The 16606-nt window shown below is 69.4% G+C and carries 18 protein-coding genes; 11 read left to right on the forward strand and 7 right to left on the reverse strand.

Annotation, left to right across the window (positions count from 1 at the left end; genetic code table 11):
- Nucleotides 1-109: 109 nt before the first annotated feature.
- Complete coding sequence (locus tag C1707_RS13400) at nucleotides 110-475, reverse strand: c-type cytochrome (RefSeq protein ID WP_101711259.1); 366 nt, start codon at nucleotides 473-475, stop codon at nucleotides 110-112.
- 122 nt (nucleotides 476-597) lie between these two features.
- Between C1707_RS13400 and C1707_RS13405 the strand changes: the two genes are divergently transcribed.
- Nucleotides 598-1185: a GNAT family N-acetyltransferase gene (locus C1707_RS13405; protein WP_101711260.1), complete on the forward strand. Its 588-nt coding sequence runs from the start codon at nucleotides 598-600 to the stop codon at nucleotides 1183-1185.
- Nucleotides 1186-1277: 92 nt separating this feature from the next.
- Here C1707_RS13405 and C1707_RS13410 read toward each other — a convergent pair whose 3' ends face one another.
- From C1707_RS13410 to C1707_RS13420, 3 genes are all read right to left on the reverse strand, one after another.
- Nucleotides 1278-2621, reverse strand: a complete 1344-nt coding sequence (locus tag C1707_RS13410; RefSeq protein WP_101711261.1) for a phosphatidylinositol-specific phospholipase C domain-containing protein — start codon at nucleotides 2619-2621, stop codon at nucleotides 1278-1280.
- Between the two features lie 219 nt (nucleotides 2622-2840).
- Nucleotides 2841-3662, reverse strand: coding sequence for a flagellin (locus C1707_RS13415; RefSeq protein WP_101711262.1), 822 nt, complete (start codon nucleotides 3660-3662; stop codon nucleotides 2841-2843).
- A gap of 321 nt (nucleotides 3663-3983) precedes the next feature.
- Nucleotides 3984-4328, reverse strand: a complete 345-nt coding sequence (locus C1707_RS13420; protein WP_101711263.1) for a hypothetical protein — start codon at nucleotides 4326-4328, stop codon at nucleotides 3984-3986.
- A gap of 74 nt (nucleotides 4329-4402) precedes the next feature.
- Here C1707_RS13420 and C1707_RS13425 point away from each other — a divergent pair, with 74 nt between their 5' ends.
- Nucleotides 4403-5386, forward strand: a complete 984-nt coding sequence (locus C1707_RS13425; protein WP_101711264.1) for a helix-turn-helix transcriptional regulator — start codon at nucleotides 4403-4405, stop codon at nucleotides 5384-5386.
- 2 nt (nucleotides 5387-5388) lie between these two features.
- Here C1707_RS13425 and C1707_RS13430 read toward each other — a convergent pair whose 3' ends face one another.
- Nucleotides 5389-6399, reverse strand: a complete 1011-nt coding sequence (locus tag C1707_RS13430; RefSeq protein WP_101711282.1) for a DNA topoisomerase IB — start codon at nucleotides 6397-6399, stop codon at nucleotides 5389-5391.
- Between the two features lie 111 nt (nucleotides 6400-6510).
- Here C1707_RS13430 and rlmJ point away from each other — a divergent pair, with 111 nt between their 5' ends.
- From rlmJ to phaH, 3 genes are all read left to right on the forward strand, one after another.
- Nucleotides 6511-7335 carry a 23S rRNA (adenine(2030)-N(6))-methyltransferase RlmJ gene (gene rlmJ, locus C1707_RS13435; RefSeq protein ID WP_101711265.1) on the forward strand — a complete coding sequence of 275 codons (825 nt, stop codon included), beginning with the start codon at nucleotides 6511-6513 and terminating at the stop codon, nucleotides 7333-7335.
- 4 nt (nucleotides 7336-7339) lie between these two features.
- Complete coding sequence (gene chrA, locus C1707_RS13440; protein WP_101711266.1) at nucleotides 7340-8620, forward strand: chromate efflux transporter; 1281 nt, start codon at nucleotides 7340-7342, stop codon at nucleotides 8618-8620.
- 84 nt (nucleotides 8621-8704) lie between these two features.
- Nucleotides 8705-9394, forward strand: a complete 690-nt coding sequence (gene phaH / locus C1707_RS13445; protein WP_101711267.1) for a phasin PhaH — start codon at nucleotides 8705-8707, stop codon at nucleotides 9392-9394.
- On the opposite strand, the gene C1707_RS13450 is transcribed toward phaH, so the two are convergent.
- Entirely contained in the window at nucleotides 9391-9852 is a 462-nt protein-coding gene (locus C1707_RS13450; RefSeq protein ID WP_101711268.1) for a PaaI family thioesterase, read from the reverse strand. The two genes, phaH and C1707_RS13450, sit on opposite strands and share 4 nt — an antisense overlap.
- Before the next feature lie 112 nt (nucleotides 9853-9964).
- Between C1707_RS13450 and C1707_RS13455 the strand changes: the two genes are divergently transcribed.
- The 6 genes from C1707_RS13455 (at nucleotide 9965) to C1707_RS13480 (ending at nucleotide 15052) form a co-directional block, all read left to right on the forward strand.
- A complete protein-coding gene (locus C1707_RS13455) occupies nucleotides 9965-10267 on the forward strand; it encodes a DUF3253 domain-containing protein (RefSeq protein ID WP_101711269.1) in 303 nt (100 codons plus the stop codon).
- Between the two features lie 90 nt (nucleotides 10268-10357).
- Complete coding sequence (locus tag C1707_RS13460; RefSeq protein ID WP_101711270.1) at nucleotides 10358-11014, forward strand: glutathione S-transferase family protein; 657 nt, start codon at nucleotides 10358-10360, stop codon at nucleotides 11012-11014.
- A 60-nt stretch (nucleotides 11015-11074) separates the two neighbouring features.
- Entirely contained in the window at nucleotides 11075-12184 is a 1110-nt protein-coding gene (locus C1707_RS13465; RefSeq protein WP_101711271.1) for a phage tail sheath family protein, read from the forward strand.
- 47 nt (nucleotides 12185-12231) lie between these two features.
- Nucleotides 12232-12816 (forward strand): uracil-DNA glycosylase family protein, encoded by a 585-nt coding sequence (locus C1707_RS13470; protein ID WP_101711272.1) that lies wholly within the window; start codon nucleotides 12232-12234, stop codon nucleotides 12814-12816.
- Entirely contained in the window at nucleotides 12813-13847 is a 1035-nt protein-coding gene (locus C1707_RS13475; RefSeq protein WP_101711273.1) for an alpha/beta hydrolase, read from the forward strand. The genes C1707_RS13470 and C1707_RS13475 overlap by 4 nt, the downstream gene beginning before the upstream one ends.
- 143 nt (nucleotides 13848-13990) lie before the next feature.
- Nucleotides 13991-15052, forward strand: a complete 1062-nt coding sequence (locus C1707_RS13480) for a Leu/Phe/Val dehydrogenase (protein WP_101711274.1) — start codon at nucleotides 13991-13993, stop codon at nucleotides 15050-15052.
- Between the two features lie 120 nt (nucleotides 15053-15172).
- Here C1707_RS13480 and C1707_RS13485 read toward each other — a convergent pair whose 3' ends face one another.
- Nucleotides 15173-16606 (reverse strand): MFS transporter, encoded by a 1434-nt coding sequence (locus tag C1707_RS13485; protein ID WP_240633692.1) that lies wholly within the window; start codon nucleotides 16604-16606, stop codon nucleotides 15173-15175.

The raw sequence follows: 16606 nt of genomic DNA on the forward strand, positions 1-16606 counted from the left end.
TTGGGAGGAAACGCCCAGGAAGGGCAGAACCTGTATAGCGGCTTTCGCTGCTGATGACAACGTTGTCATCGATTTTTCCCGAAGAAAGTTTCCGGGAGGGCCCAGAGGCCTATTTCCGGCGGCGGGCCGTGGCGACCTCGGCGGGGGCGATCGCCTTGCCCTTGTTGCCCCACGAGGCGCGGACATAGGTGAGCAGGCCCGCAAGGTCGGCGTCGGTCAGGTCGTCCTTGAAGCCGGGCATCTCGTTCTTGCCGTTCAGGACCATGGCGAGCAGCGGCTTGGCGTCGCCCTGGACCAGCGGCGTGCCGGCCAGGGCCGGATAGGCGCCCTTGACGCCCTTGCCGGTCGCCTGGTGGCAGGCGGCGCAGTTGTCGGCGTAGAGCGTCTGGCCCGGCGGCGGGGCGGCCAGGGCGGGAGCGGCCTGAACGAGGCCGCCGGCGAGGACGAGGGCGGCGAGGGCGGTGTTGCGGAACATCGGGACTCACGGGGGAAGGCGGGGGATTCGACGGCGTCGGCTCCGTCGCGGGGCAGCCTAACCGAGGCGCCCGTCCGGGGCGACGGCCTTGCGCCGGAACGTGGGCGGGCTATGTCCGGTTGATGACCGATCTCTCCCTGCGCCTGGCCCGTCCGGAGGACATTCCCGCCCTGACCGCGCTGATGAACGCGGCGATCGCCGAGCTGCTGACGCCGTTCCTGCCGCCCGAGGGCGTGAAGGCCTCGTTCGAGGTGATGGGGCTGGACAGCCAGCTGATCGCCGACGGCACCTATTTCGTCGTCGAGGATGGGGGGCAGATCGCCGGTTGCGGCGGCTGGAGCCGGCGCGCCACCTTGTTCGGCGGCGACCATTCGGCCGGGCGCGACGCGGCCATGCTGGATCCGGCGCGTGACGCCGCGCGGGTGCGGGCGATGTACACCCACCCCGACCACGTGCGGAAGGGCGTCGGCCGGACGATCCTGGCGGCCTGCGAGCAGGCCGCGGCGGGCGAAGGCTTCACCCGCGTCGAGATGGCCGCGACCATGGGCGGCGTGCCGCTGTACGAGGCCTGCGGCTACGTGCTGATCGAGCCGTTCACCGCGCCGACCTCCAAGGGTTACGACGTGCCGCTGGCCCGGATGGGCAAGACGCTGGGGGGCGGCCCCGGCGCGCTAGGGCCTCTGGCCTCACATGGAAGCATGCGAGGCTAAAGGCTCCAGATCAGACATCCAGAGCGCGTTAGCCGGCGAAACCGCTCACGCTTTCGCCAGGTGCGCTCCAGGCGCCGGAGCCGCCCGCCGGCTCATTTGACGAAGATCTTCTGGTTGCTGGCGATCATCAGGTCGAGCAGACCCTCGGGTTGGGTCATGAAGTCCATGGGCAGCGTCCCGTAGGGCGCGACGCCATTTTCGATGATGAAGTCGAAGATATGGGCGTTGATCATGTAGAAGCCCTCGGCGACGCCGCGCGGGAGCATCGCCGCGTTCGAGCCGCTGAGGAAGTTCAGGAACCACACGTCCGGCCGCCAGCTGTTCATGTACCGCTCGATCAATGCGATCTTGTCGTGGACCGAGAACGAGTTGAGGCCGTACCGATCCTGGATCGCGTAGGGTTCGCCTGCCGTGTTGAACAGGTACCCTCCGGCTTCGGAGAAGCTGTCGCTGTCATCCGGCCATTCGAAGGAGTCGGAGCCCGTCGCGTTCTTGAATTCGATCATCTCGATGCCGCGGCAGTGGAGATACTTGCTGCTGGCCTTGTCGAACTTGTAGCGCCGCATGAAGACGATCTTCTGCCGCAGGTCCTTCAGGGGCTTCTGGTGAGTATCGATCTCGAAGTGGTCCAGCCAGTTGTCGCCGCCGAAGGTGTTGTTCAGCGCGCGGCGCACCAGGCTGATCACGCTGTCGTGGAAATGGTTCTCGGCGTCGGAGTTTATGCACATCACGATGGTTTCCGCGGTTCCCCGGTGCTTGAGGAACTCGGCCATCGGCGCGAGGCAGTCCTTCTCGAAATACTTCCCGGTGTTCGATGCGCCGTGGACGATCTCGAGCGGGTAGGTGGAATCAAGACGGATATCGAAATAGCGGGCGCCCTTGTCGAGTTGTTCGCCGATCGACAGGTCCTGGCAGCGGCTGAGGGGGATGATGTAGGCGGCGGTGCCTGCGTCGTGGGAGCCGGGAAGGGTGACGTCGCGCAGATAGGCGTCGTCGGGAAGCTTCGACATCCAGGTCCTGGGATCGATCTTCGGGATCAGGACAATGGTCAGTTTGCCGTCATGCCCGTCGGCGGCGGGGTCCTGGGCCTCAAGCACCTGGAAGTGGACCGCGGCGTCGCCGAACGTGGGCAGGTAGCCTTTCCGGTAGCCCAAGTTCTTCACCAGGTTGGGCGCGGTGACGGGTCGTGCGTCGGCCAGCGTGCCGATTTCGCCCCGGTGCGTGGCGAAGCTCAGGCGGAACTCAGCGGAGTTGTGGCCTTCGGCGAGCGCCTGGGGGCTGGCGACCGTTCTCCCGTACGCGGGGATCTGGCCGCCGCTGAACACTAGGGGGTTGCGCTCTCCGGGCGAGGCCCAGTCTCGGACTTCGATGAGCGTGGTGGTGATGTCGACCGGATGGTCGGTCATGTTGACGATCTGCAGCGTGCATTCGGTCATAGGCGGCTCCGTCGTGCCGGCGACCACAGGGGCGTGGCCAGAGGCGTCGATCCGCCGTGGTTTTCGGGCGCCGATGCGATTGCTCGCTATGCAAGAAGCGCAAGAAAATACAATTTTCAGGTAAAGTCGGGCGAGCCTGGCTCCAGCCCTGTCGCGCTTTGGCGCGAAGAGTGGGGCGGGCCATGCGGCCCGCCCCGATAGTCTGGTCGTCGTTTCCGCTTAGCGGAACAGGCTCAGGATCGAGCTCGACGACTGGTTGGCGATCGAGAGCGCCTGGATGCCCAGCTGCTGCTTGGTTTGCAGGGCTTGCAGCTTGGCGCTTTCCTTGGCCAGGTCGGCGTCGATCAGGTTGCCCACGCCGGCGTCGAGGCTGTCTTGCAGCTTGCCGACGAAGTTCAGGTGGGTGTCCAGGCCGGTCGAGGCCGTGCCCAGCGAGGCCAGCTTGTTGGTGGCCGTCTGCAGGGCGGTGTCGATGGTGGTGATCATCGTCTTGGCCGAGGCGGCGGTCGTGAAGGTGGTGGTGGTCGAGAGACCGATACCGGCCAGCGACAGCGTCTTGGCGTTCACGGTGATGCCCGTGCCGTCCGAGTTGGCCAGGTAGGTCAGCTTGGTGGTCTTGCCGTCGATGATGCTGGCGCCGTTGAACTTGGCGTTGCTGACGGCCTTGGTGATCTGGTCGCGCAGCGAGTTGAAGTCGGCCTTCAGCGCGTTGAACGACGCGGTGTTCAGCGAGGTGTCGGAAGCGGCCAGGGCCTTTTCCTTCATCTTGCCGAGCAGGTCGGTCACGGTGTCGCCAGCGGCCAGGGCCACGTCGATGGTGGACTGACCGCGTTGCAGCGAGTCCTTCACGGCGTTGATCGAGGACGAGGTGGCCGACTGGTTCTTGGCGGTGGCCCAGATCGCGCCGTTGTCCTTGGCGCTACCGATCTTCTTGCCGGTGTTGATGCGCTGCTGGGTGACCTGCAGTTCGCTGTTGGTCGAGTTCAGGTTCTGGAGGGCGATCATCGCCCCCGAGTTCGTGTTGATGCTGTTCAGCGCCATTACGAAGACTCCTTCTTGAGGTGCCCGACGTCATTTTGACGGTCGGAGGGCTTTTTGCCCTGCTGCAACATCTCGTAATATTCTTGAGATTGAGTGAAAATGTCGCGGTTACCGACCCATTTACTGTAGTGATCTGTTAACCTGTTTTGACGCAGCGCCTTGACTGAATCGAGCGATCGCACGGTGTGAGAAACGGTGACTTTCGGCGCGCCCGAATAGACTCTGGAAGTCTGGTCCAGAACGGCGAAAAGCCGGGTGCGAGACCCGGCTTCCGTGATCGAAGATTCAACTTGTCCTGGGGCGCGGGATGCAGCCCTCGGGTCATGCGCAGAGACGGGGCGCCTCGGGCTCGTGGTCGTCGGCTTCGAAGAGGTCGAAGGCCTCTTCCCAGGCCGCCAGCCGGGTCTCGCGCAGCGCCGCGTCGTCGACCACCCGGATCAACTGGTCCTCGCGGTCGTTCCAGACCAGGCCCACGTCCGTCGCCCGCTCGGCGTCGCCGCCCAGCAGCAGGATGACGTCGGCCTTGGCGGCGCGCTCGGGGCTCAGGCGCATCATCGTGCGGCCGCCGCCCAGGTCGCGGTGGATGTCGGCGAAGGCCAGCACGGCCGAGATCATCGCGGCGCTGACCGGACGAACGTGCCAGGACTGGCAGGCGAGGCGGCTCATGTCGGTTTCTCCGAACGTTTGCGATGCTCCCTTTTCCACGTGCGTTGCGACAGAAACGGTCGTAATGATCCGGAATGAGACATGAGAAGGCGACGAAGCTCCTCGACCTGGCCCGCCGGCTGGCCAGTTCCTCCGAGGGGCTGACCCTGGACGAGATGGCCCAGGCGATGGAGGTGGGGCGGCGCACGGCCGAGCGCATGCGCGACGCGGTGTGGACGGCCTTTCCGCAGATGGAGGCGATCGAGGATCCGCCCACCCGGCGTTTCCGCATTCCCTCGGGCCTGGACAGCCTGTTCCAGACACCGACGGCCGAGGAGCTGGCGGCCCTGCGCACCGCCGCCGACTCCAACGCCGCCGCCGGCGCCGACGCCCGGGCCGCGGCCCTGTACGCCCTGGAGGGCAAGCTGCTGTCGGCGCTGAAGGGCTCGGCCCGCCGGCGGGTGGCCCCCGACGTCGAGGCGCTGGTCCAGGCCGAGACCATCGCCGTCCACGCCGGCCCGCGTCCGTTCGAAGACCAGGGCGTGCTGGCGCAGATCCGTTCGGCGGTGAAGGGACTGACGGCGCTGTCGTTCCGCTACGAGGGCGGCAGCCAGCCGGGCCGCACGCGGACGGTCACGCCGCTGGGGATCCTGTTCGGCCGCAGCAACTATCTCGTCTCGCTGGAGGGGCACAGTCCGCGGCCGCGCACCTTCCGCCTGGACCGGATGAGCGACGTCGAGGCGCTGGACAGGCCGGCTTCGCCGCCGGCCGACTTCTCGCTGCAGGCCTTCGCCGACGAGAGCTTCGGCATCTATCACGGCGAGATCGAGGACGTTGTGCTGCGCATCCGCGCCGATCGCGCCGAGGACGCCCTGCGCTGGCGCTTTCACTCCAACCAGGTGGTGACCCAGGGACCAGGCGGCGTGGTGACCGTGGCCTTCCGCGCCAGCGGCATGCTGGAGCTGGCCTGGCACCTGTTCACCTGGGGCGATGCGATCGAGATCGTCTCGCCGGAGAGCCTGAAGAAGATCATGGTCGAGGAGCTGGAGAAGGCGCTGGCGGCCCACCGACGGGCTTAAGTTCAGCTGGCCACCAGCCTCAGCAGCGCCAACTCCCTTGCCCGCTCGGACGAGGCTCGCCGTTTCGGCAGGCCGCTGGTCTCGAAGGCTTCGAGCACGCGGGGGTGGATGTAGGCGGCGCGGCAGACGGCCGGGGTGTTGCCCAGCAGGCCGGCCACGGCCTTGATGCAGAGGTTCAGGGCCTTCTTGGCTTCGGTCCTGGTGGCCGGGGCGGGCTGCAGGCTCAGCGCCTCCAGCGCCGCCAGCGATCCGTACCAGGTGCGGAAGTCCTTGGCCGAGAAGTCCTCGCCGGCGACGGCGCGGATGTAGTCGTTGACGTCGTGGCTCTCGATCGAGCGGCGCTGGCCTTCCTCGTCCAGGTACTGGAACAGGCGCTGGCCGCGCAGGTCCTGGCAGGCCCGGACGATGCGGGCCAGGCGCCGGTCGCGAAAGCCGGTGCGGTGGACCTTGCCGCTCTTGCCCTTGAATTCGAACATCGCCCCGCCGCCGGCCAGCTTCAGGTGGCGCTTCTGCATGGTGGTGAGGCCGAAGCTCTTGTTGGTCTTGGCGTACTCGTCGTTGCCGACCCGGATCAGGGTCAGCTCCAGGAGGCGAACCACGGCGGCCAGCACCTTCTCGCGCGGCAGGCCGCGGCGGGCCAGGTCGGCCTCCACCCGTTTCCTCAGGCGGGGCAGGGCGCGGCCGAAGGCGGCCATGCGCTCGTACTTGCGGGCGTCGCGGTCGGCCCGCCAGTCGGGATGATAGCGATACTGCTTGCGGCCCTTCTGGTCACGGCCGACGGCCTGGATGTGGCCGTTGGGGTCGGGGCAGATCCACACGCTCGTCCAGGCCGGCGGGATGGCCAGGGCGCGGATCCGGTCCAGCGTCGCCTCGTCCCTGACCGGCCGGCCGTCAGCGTCGGCATAGGCGAAGGCGCCGGGCTTGCCCAGGCGGGTCAGGCCCTGTTCCTGGTCGTTGACATAGGCCAGCAGGGTCTTTTCGGCGGCGGGCGCCTCGGCGGTGTCGCGCGGCATGGCGTTCACCACGCGCCGAGGGCTGAAAAATGCCGGTCCATGCGTTCGCTCCCAACCTAATTCCGGCCAACGTGGTAGACGGGGCCTCTGTTCCGGGAGCGTCACTTCGCAATGAACTACCGCCACGCCTTTCACGCCGGCAACTTCGCCGACCTGCAGAAGCACGCGATCTTGCTGGCCCTGCTCGAGGCCCTGACCGTCGACGAGTCGCCGCTGGCGGTGATCGACACCCACGCCGGGGCGGGCGCCTACGACCTGCGCGGCGACATGGCCCAGAAGTCGAAGGAAGCCGCCGCCGGCATCGGCCGCCTGCTGGCCGAGGGCGACGCCCCCGCGCCGTTCGCGTCGCTGCTGAAGGCAGTGGAGGAATTGAACGTCGGCGCGGCCGACGCGCCGCTCTATCCGGGCTCGCCGCTGCTGATCGCCCGGGCCCTGCGCCGGAGCGACCGCTACACCGCCTGCGAACTGCGCGACGACGACTTCGACCAGCTGCGCAAGGTGCTGGGTCCCTACGCCTTCGCCCAGGCCCTGAAGGCCGACGGCTACGCCACGGCCGAGGCCCGCGCCGGGCGCGGCGGCCGCACCTTCGTGCTGATCGATCCGCCGTTCGAGCGGCCCGACGACTACGCCCAGTGCGTGGCCACGGTGCGCGCAGTGCGCAAGGTCGACCCGGCCGCCGTCCTGGCGATCTGGACGCCGCTGAAGGACCTGGAGACCTTCGACGCCTTCGTCCGCGCGCTAGAAAACGTCACGGACGACGCGCTAGTCGCCGAGCTTCGCCTGCGGCCCCTGCGAGACCCGATGAAGATGAACGGCAGCGCCATGGTGCTGGTCGGCGCGCCGGCGGCGATCGAGCCGAAGGTCAGTGAGATCACGACTTTCCTGGCCGCGCGCCTGGGCGAGACCGGCGCGGCGGCCCGCGTCTGGCGCGCCTGACCCGGTGAGCCTGGCGCCCAGCCTTCGTCAGGCATGCGCCGTCTGGCTGAAGGTCGGCTGCCTGGGCTTCGGCGGGCCGGCCGGGCAGATCGCCCTGCTGCACCGGGAAGTGGTCGAGAAGCGCGGCTGGATCGACGAGGACCGCTTCGCCCACGCGCTCAGCTTCTGCATGCTGCTGCCCGGGCCCGAGGCCCAGCAACTGGCCACCTGGCTGGGCTGGCGGCTGCACGGCGTGCGCGGCGGCCTGGCGGCGGGGCTTCTGTTCGTGCTGCCGGGTCTTGCGGCCATGCTGGGGCTGTCGGCGCTCTACGTGATGCATGGCCAGGCGCGCTGGGCCGCGCCGGTTCTTCTGGGCCTGAAGGCGGCGGTGGTGGCGCTGGTTCTGCAGGCCCTGCTGCGGATGGCGGGCCGGGCGGCGCGGGGACGGGCCGGCGCCATCGCGGCGATCCTGGCCTTCCTGGCCCTGAGCTTCACCGTCACGCCGTTTCCGGTGGTGATCCTGGTCGCCGGCCTCGCCGGCTGGTTGTTCGGCGCGGGCGACGGCGTGGTCGTCGATCAGGCCGAGACGCCGCCGCTGAAGGGAGCGGGCAGGGCGGCGCTGGTCTGCCTCGCCGCTTGGTTGGGTCCGGTGATCCTGGTCCTGGCGATCGCGCCGCGCTCGGCCCTGGCCCAGATCGGCGCGGCGTTCAGCGGCCTGGCGGTGGTCAGTTTCGGCGGCGCCTACGCGGCCCTGGCCTATGTGGGCCAGGTGTCGGGCGAACTGGGCTGGCTGACGCCCGGCCAGATGCTGGACGGCCTGGGCCTCGCCGAGACCACGCCGGGGCCGCTGGTGCTGGTCTTCGTCTTCGTGGGGTTCGTGGCCGCCTGGCGCGACGCCGACCCGGCCCTGGCCTGGCCGATGGCGGTGCTGGGCGGGCTGATGGCGGCCTGGGCGACCTTCGCGCCGTCGTTCCTGTGGATCTTCGCCGGCGGGCCGGTGCTGGAGCGGCTGCGCGGCCATGCGCGGACGGCGGGCGCTCTGTCCTGGGTCGGCGCGGCGGTGGTCGGGGTGATCGCCAGCCTGGCCGCCTGGTTCGCCGTGCACCTGCTGTTCCGGACCGGGAACGAGGCGGCCTGGGGACCGTTCAGGGCGACGGTCCCCGATCTCGCCAGTCTCGATCCGGCCGCCATGGGCCTGGTGGCGCTGGCCTGCGGCCTGACCTTCGCCCTGCGCCTGCCGATCCTGGCGCTGGTGGCGGTGATGGCGCTGGCCGGCATGGCCTGCTCGGCGCTGTTCGGAGGCTGACGTAAGGGTAGCATTTTTGCGCTTGCGAAACGGCGTTCCATGCTATGCTGCGCCGCACAATCTTGATCGACGGAGTGAACGGCCATGGTTTCCTCGTCCTTCCCGCCCTCGTCTTCCGACAGTTCCCAAGCTCCTTCGACCAACGTGCTGCTGGGCGCGGCCTCGCCCCTGTGGGCGGTGTTCGGCGGCGCGGCCGCGGCCGGGGCGGCCTGGTGGTGGTGGTCCAACCGCTGGCGCGAGGCGGTCAACCTCGAAGCCCTGATCGCCATCGCGCCCGAGCCGGTGTCGCGCGGCGTGATCGACGAGCCGGCGCCGGCGCTTGTCGAGGCGCCGGTCAAGGTGGTCGAGGCCGTCGTGGCCGAGGTCGAGCCGGTCGTCGAGACCGTGGCGACCGCGGCCGCCGAGGTGGTCGAAGCGGCGGCCGAGGTTCCGCTGGCCGTCGCCGAGGCCTCGGTCGAGGTGGTCGAAGCCGTCGTCGAGACCGTTCCCGAGCCGCTCGCCGAAGTCGTGGCCGAGCCGGAGCAGGTCGTTGAAAAGGCCGTCGCCCCGCTGGTCGAGACCGCCAAGACGGCGGCCGACGACCTGACCCTGCTGGTCGGCATCGGGCCCAAGCTGGCGGCCTCGCTGGCCGACCTGGGCGTTACCCGTTTCGGCCAGATCGCCGCCTGGAGCGCCGACGAGTTGGACAGCTTCGACAAGCTGCTGAACCTGAAGGGCCGCGCCGAGCGCGATGCCTGGATCGCCCAGGCCAGGCGGCTGGCGGACGGGGCCTAGGCCGGTCCGCCCATCGTCCAGATCTTCTTGATCACGCCGGAAAAGGTCAGCATCGGCTGGCCGCCGGTGCTCAGCAGGCCGCGCACGAAGATCATCGAGCCGCCGGCGCGGACCACCTCGCCGGTCGCCTCGACGAGGTCCCCGGCCTTGGCCGGACCGACGAAGTCGCCGTTCAGCGACACGGTGACGGCCTTGGCGTTGTCCAGCTCGCGCCAGGCGATGGCGAACAGCGAGAAGTCGGCGAAGGTCAGCATGCAGCCGCCGTGCATGAAGCCGCCGCCGTTCATGTGGCGCGGCTCGGCCCGGAAGGCGCAGCGCACCTTGCCGTCGTCCTCGCGGAAATAGAACGGCCCGGTCTGGTCCTCGAACGGATCCAGCCCCGCCCAGGTGCGCCAGCCGGCCCATTCGCCGTCCTCGATCAGCCTCGGCCCGCTGACGATCTCGTTGCCGCCGTCCATGCCCTGCGCTCCCGTACTTTCTCGTTGTTATTGCGGCTCAGCTAAGACCTCGCGGCGCGTCGAGGCAAGCCGCCCGCTTACGTCGAAGGCCGAACCGTGGCATGGCTTTCCCATGACCACCCCGATCCAAGACACCATCCTCTCGCAACTGGCGGGCCTGCCGGCCGGCAAGTCCATCGACCCGATGTCGGTGGCCAAGGCCATCCAGCCCGAGCGCTGGCAGCGGCTGCTCGGCCACATCCGCACCGACGCCGTCGAACTGGCCAAGCAGGGCCAGATCGTCATCCTGCGCCACAACAAGCCGGCCAATCCGGAGAAGTTCCGGGGCGTCTATCGCCTGCGTCTGCCGATGGAAGGCGATCCGACCAGCTTCCCGGACGTGGCCGACGACGGGGCCGACGACGCCGAGGATTGATCGCATCGAGGCCCGCCGAAAGGTGGGTCTTGAAAAGAAACCTAATCGGTGAACTATGAGCCTCCCAAATACATCAGGGGAGGTTCGCTCATGATCGTCTTCGGTTCGTCGTTGTCGCCCTATGTGCGCAAGACCCTGGCCTACGGGGCCGAGAAGGGGCTGAAGCTGGAGAACCGGGTGTCGCCGCCCGGAACCCTCGATCCCGAGTTCGCCGAGTGCAGTCCGTTCAGGAAGATCCCGGGCTTCCAGGACGGCGATTTCCGCATCTCGGACTCCACGGCGATCATCACCTATCTGGAGGCCCTGCATCCGGAGCCGAACCTGATCCCGGCCGAGCCGCGCGCTCGCGCCCGGGCGGTCTGGTTCGAGGAGTACGCCGACACCATCCTGGTGACGGCCGGCGGCAAGATCTTCTTCAACCGCATCGTCGCCCCGCGCTTCATGCGCCGGCCCGGCGACGAGGCCGTCGCCGCCAAGGCCGAGGCCGAGGACTTGCCGCCCGCCCTCGACTACTTGGAAAGCATCGTCCCCGACGAAGGCGGCTTCCTGCTGGAGGATCGCCTGACCCTGGCCGACATCGCCGTGGCCAGCCCGTTCGCCAACCTGCGCCACCTCAAGCTCGACCTGTCGCGCTGGCCGCGCACCAAGGCCTATACCGACGCCATCCTGGCGCGGCCGGCCTATGCCGGCCTGATCGCCGGCGAGGAGGCCCTGCTGGCGGCCTTCGCGCCGCCCGAGGCCGCCTGACGTCTTGCCAACCCCGGGGCGGCTATCGGAGGTTGCGGTGTCGAGTATGGAGTAGCTTCGATGTCGCAACTGAAGACCCCGGGCGTGTTCGTCCAGGAGATCGCCGCGGTCCGGCCGATCGCCGGCCTGCCCACGGCGGTGACGGCGCTAGTCGGCCGGGCCGGCCAAGGCCCGGCGGGCGTCGCGGTCCCCATTGACGGCCTGGCGGCTTTCGAAGCCGCCTACGGCCCGGCGGATCGGGCCCATCCCCTGACGCTGGCGGCGGCCGACTTCTTCGCGAACGGCGGCGAGGCGGCCATCGTCGTCCGCCTGCCCGGGAACGCGACCACTAAGGCCGCTCTGGACGCCGCCCTGGCCGCGCTGAAGGCGACGCCGTTCAACATTCTCTACCTGTCGCCGGACGACGTCGAAGGCGATGTTCCGGTCTTCGCCCGAGAGACCGCCGCGGCGTTCGTGGCCGAGCGCGAAGCGATGATGATCCTGGAAGCGCCGGCCGCCTGGGCCGCCGCCAAGATCGACGACATCACGGTCGACGCGCTAGGCGACTTCACCGAAGAGCAGCGCACGCGCATGGCCTGCTACGTCTCCCGCCTGCTCGACGAGGGCGGGCCGCGTCCGTCCGGGGGCGCCGTCGCCGGCATCTGGGCCCGTACCGATCGCAAGGACGGCGTCTGGACCGCGCCGGCCGGCATTCGGGCGGATTTCGCCAGCGGCGTTCCGCAGCGTTTCCTGACCGACGGCGACAACGCGGTGCTGTCGGCGCGCAGCCTCAATGCGCTGAGAAGCTTCCCGGGGCACGACGCCGTGATCTGGGGCGTGCGGACGCTCTCGGCTGTCAGCGACACGTTCCGCTACGTTCCCGCGCGCAGGCTGATCGACCATATCGAGGACAGTGTCGCCGCTGGCCTGGCCTGGGCGGCGACGGAGCCGCCGTCGCCGGCGCTGTTCGCGACGGTGCAGGCGCAGGTCTCGACCTTCCTTGCCGGCATCTGGCAGGCGGGCGGCCTGATGGGCGCCAAGGCGGCGGAGTCGTTCTACGTCGTATGCGACATGAGCAACAACGCGGCCTATCTGGGCCAGGGCGTCCTGCGGGTCGACCTGGGCGTGGCGGTTCAGCACGCGGCCGAATTCGTTCCGGTGTCGATCGTGACGCCAGTGGCCGCGACCTGAAGACGCCGCCCCTTGGCGCGTGGCCGGCGGCGTCCTAACTGCCGGCCATGTCGCTCGACGCCCTGCTTTCCGAGATCCGCGCCTGCCGGGCCTGCGTCGGCGAGATCCCCCAGCCGCGTCCGGTGGTGCGAGTGGGCGAGGGGACGCGCCTCCTGATCTGCGGCCAGGCGCCGGGACGGCTGGTGCACGAGACCGGCCTGCCGTTCAACGACCCTTCGGGCAATCGCCTGCGCCAGTGGATGGGCGTGGATCGTGGCGCCTTCTACGACCGGCCCGAGATCGGCGTGGCGGCCATGGCCTTCTGCTTTCCGGGTACGAACCCGAAAGGCGGCGACTATCCGCCGCCGCCGCGCTGCGCGGCCCTGTGGCGCAAGGACCTGCTCGACTTGCTGCCCAATGTGGAGCTGACCCTGCTGGTCGGCGGCTACGCCCAGGCGTGGGCGCTGGGCGACGCGATGAAGCCGTCCATGACCGAGACGGTGGCCGCCTGGAGCGAATACGCCGCCTACGGCGTTCTGCCCCTGCCGCACCCGTCGTGGCGCAACACCGCCTGGCTCAAGCGCAATCCATGGTTCGAGGACGAGGTCACGCCCTATCTTCGCCGCCGTGTCGCGGGCATTCTGGCGCGATGAACCGCCGGAGCCTTCTCCTCACCGTCGGGGCCGCCGGCCTCGCCGCCGCCTGCGCCCCCATCACCCAGCGCCCCGCCATCGCGCCGCTCGGCCTGCGCGGCGCCCGGCTGCAGGACGACTGGATGATCGCCTTCGACGGCGCCAAGCTGGGCCTCAAGCGCTGGCTGCCGCAGGACGGCTTCGTCACCCATGTGGTCGTCGGCCTGCACGGCATGAACGATTACTCCAATGCCTATCACCTGGCCGCCGACTGGTGGGCGGGGCAGGGCATCGCCACCTACGCGCTCGACCTGAGGGGCTTTGGCCGCTCGCCGCGCCGGGGCGTCTGGGCCTCGACCGAGCTGATGATCGAAGACGTCCGCACCCTGGTCTCGCTGGTCCGCGAGGCCCATCCCGACGCCAAGGTCTCTCTTGCCGGGGTCAGCATGGGCGGCGGCCTGGCGATCGCCGCCATGGCCACCGACAACCCGCCGGCCGCCGATTCCCTCTTGCTGTTCGCGCCCGCCGTCTGGGGCTGGTCGGCCCAGCCTCTGCCCTACAAGACCAGCCTGTGGATCAGCGCCCACACCGCCCGCAGCTGGGTGGTCAAGCCGCCCGAGTGGCTGGTGCAGAAGGTGCTGCCGACCGACAACATGGAAGAGCTGCGGCGCATGGGCCGCGATCCCCTGATGATCTGGGGCGCGCGGTCCGACACCCTCTATGGCCTGGTCGGTCTGATGGAGCGGGCGTGGGCCTCGCTGGGCAAGGTGCGGGTCCCGGTCGCCTATTTCTACGGCGCGCGCGACGAGATCATCCCCGAGGAGCCGACCAAGCAGGCCGCCCGCCGCCTGAAGCCCGACGATCGTTCGGCCTTCTACGCCGACGGCTATCATCTGCTGCTGGTCGACAAGCAGGCGCAGGTGGTCTGGCGCGACGCGGCCGCCTTCATGAAGGATCCGCAGGCCGACCTGCCGTCGGGCGCGCCGCCGATCCCGGGCGCGCCCACCGCGCCGAATGTCGTCAAAGTTCAGGGCGTTCCGGCCGGACGCTAGTCGAACGTCCGGTATATTGCAGTGCGATATGAACGATCGTCGGTCTATGTGACAAAAGGCCGATGAAGTGATCCTTGCGGCGGCGCTCGGGGCGGCGTACACCCCGGCGCACTGTTTTCCAGGCTCAGGCGAGGCCCACGGCAATGACCTTGTTCGATCTGCCCGATTTCGAAGGGCACGAAGGCGTCCACTCGTTCTACGACGAAAAGACCGGCCTCAAGTCGATCATCGCCATCCACTCCACCGCTCGCGGCCCGGCCGCAGGCGGCTGCCGCATGTGGGACTACGCCAGCAGCGAGGCGGCCCTGACCGACGCCCTGCGCCTGTCGCGCGGCATGTCGTACAAGAACGCCATGGCCGACCTCGATTTCGGCGGCGGCAAGGCCGTGATCATCGGCGATAGCCGTGAGCAGAAGTCTCCGGAACTGTTCGAGGCGTTCGGCCGCGCGGTCGACAGCCTGGGCGGCTCGTACTGGACGGCCGAGGACGTCGGCGTCTCGCCGGCCGACCTGGAGAGCACCCGCAAGACCACCCGTTACGTCGCCGGCCTGGAAGGCCACGCGGCCGCCTCGGGCGATCCCTCGCCGGTCACCGCCGAGGGCGTGTTCCGCGGCGTGCGCCTGTGCGTCGAGCGCGCGCTGGGCCGTGACCTGACGGGCGTGAAGGTGGCCATCCAGGGCGTCGGCCACGTCGGCGCCTATCTGGCCGAGAAGCTGCACGCCGCCGGCGCCAAGCTGATCATCGCCGACGTCAATCAGGTGGCCCTCAACGAGGTCGCCGCCAGGACCGGCGCGGAGATCGTCTCGACCGACGCCATCTTCGACGTCGAAGCCGACGTCTTCGCCCCTTGCGCGCTCGGTGGCGCGATCTCGGCGGCGACCCTGCCGCGCCTGAAGGTCAAGGTCATCGCCGGCGGCGCCAACAACCAGCTAGCCGACGCCATGATCGGCCAGACCGTGTTCGATCGCGGCATCCTCTACGCCCCTGACTACGTCATCAACGGCGGCGGCATCATCAACGTCGCCGCCGAGATCCGCGCCCTGGAAGCCGGCGGCGCCTTCGATCCGGAATGGGTGGCCACCAAGCTCGACCGCCTGGCCCTGACCCTGGCCGAGGTGCTCGACCAGTCGCTGGCCGAAAAGCGCCCGGCCAACCTGGTCGCCGACGAGATCGCCCGCGCGCGCATCGCGGCGGCGCGTCCGTAGCCGCCTGGCGGCGGCCCCCTCAGTCGCTCCGCGACAGCTCCCCCAGAGGGGGAGCATCTGGCTTGGCGCTTTTAGATCCTCCCCCTCTGGGGGAGGTGGCCCGGAGGGCCGGAGGGGGTCCTAGCGCCCGCTGATGCTGGCCCCCGCGTCCTTGTCGAGCCGCAGGTAGACCGGCAGCGCCAGCAGCGTCACCACCCCGATCGCCACGAACGGCCAGACGAAGCTCGACGGCGTCAGCGCTGCCTCGCCGACGCCGCGCGTCATATGCAGCATCAGGCCGCCGAAGCTGACGCCCAGGGCCAGGCCGACCTGCTGGCTGACCGCCGCCAGGGTCGAGGCGGCCGCCACGCGCGGCTGGGGCACGTCGGCATAGGCGATGGTGTTGGCGGCGATGAACTGGCTGGACCGCGCGAAGCCGCCGACCAGCAGAAGGGCGATCATCAGCCACATCGGCGTCGACGCCGTGAAGAAGCCCGGTACGGCGGTCATCAGCGCCGTGGCGACCACGAACACCGCCAGCGCCGTGCGGAAGCCGTAGCGCTTGAGCAGCGCCCCGGCGAACGGCCGGGCGACCAGCACGCCCAGGCCCGTGGCGATGGTCACGCCGCTGGCCTTCAGCGGGCTCCAGCCCAGCGCCACCTGCAGCAGCAGCGGCATCAGGAATGGGCTGGCCCCGATGCCCAGCCGCACGAACGTGCCGCCCACCAGGCTGGCCCTGAAGGTCGGATAGCGCAGCAGGGTCAGGTCGAGGATCGGCTTGGCCTGGGCCCGGCAATGCTGGAGGTACAGCCAGCCCGCGTCCAGCGACACGGCCAGCAGCAGGGCCTGGACCAGCGGCGGCAGCAGCGACAGACCCGCCGTCTCGGCCAGGCCGATCAGCCCCGAAAGCGCGACGGCGCTCATCACGAAGCCCTGGGTGTCGAAGCGACCGGCCTCCGGGTCGGGCGCGCCCTTGGGCACGAACCGCCGCACGGCGATCGCGCCGACCACGCCGATCGGCAGGTTCAGGTAGAAGATCCACGGCCAGTCGGCCACCGACAGCACGAAGCCGGCGATCGGCGGGCCGATCAGCGGTCCGACCATGGCCGGCATGGTGAACCAGCCCATGGCGCTGATCAGCTTGTCCTTGGGCGTGGAGCCGACCACGATCAGCCGCGCCACCGGCGTCATCATCGCCCCGCCTATGCCCTGGACGATGCGGGCGGCGACCAGCTGGCCCAGGTTCTGCGACAGGCCGCACAGGGCCGAGCCGGCCAGGAACACCAGCATGGCGATCAGGAACACCCGCCGCGCGCCGTAGCGCTGGGCCGCCCAGCCGCTGGCCGGGGTGAATACCGCCAGGGCCAGGATATAGGAGGTCAAAGCCAGCTTCAGGTGGATCGGGTCGGCCGAGAACGCCTGCGCCAGCCGGGGCAGGGCGGTCGACAGGGCCGTGGAGTCGATGAACTCCATCAGGAGGGCGCTGGCGACGGCGAGCGAGACGAGCCGCGTGGTCCAGGGCGAGGGCTCTGGCAGGGGCGGGGCGGCCGGATTGACGACGACAGGATCGGACAC

Source organism: Caulobacter flavus (assembly GCF_003722335.1).
Taxonomy (GTDB): domain Bacteria; phylum Pseudomonadota; class Alphaproteobacteria; order Caulobacterales; family Caulobacteraceae; genus Caulobacter; species Caulobacter flavus.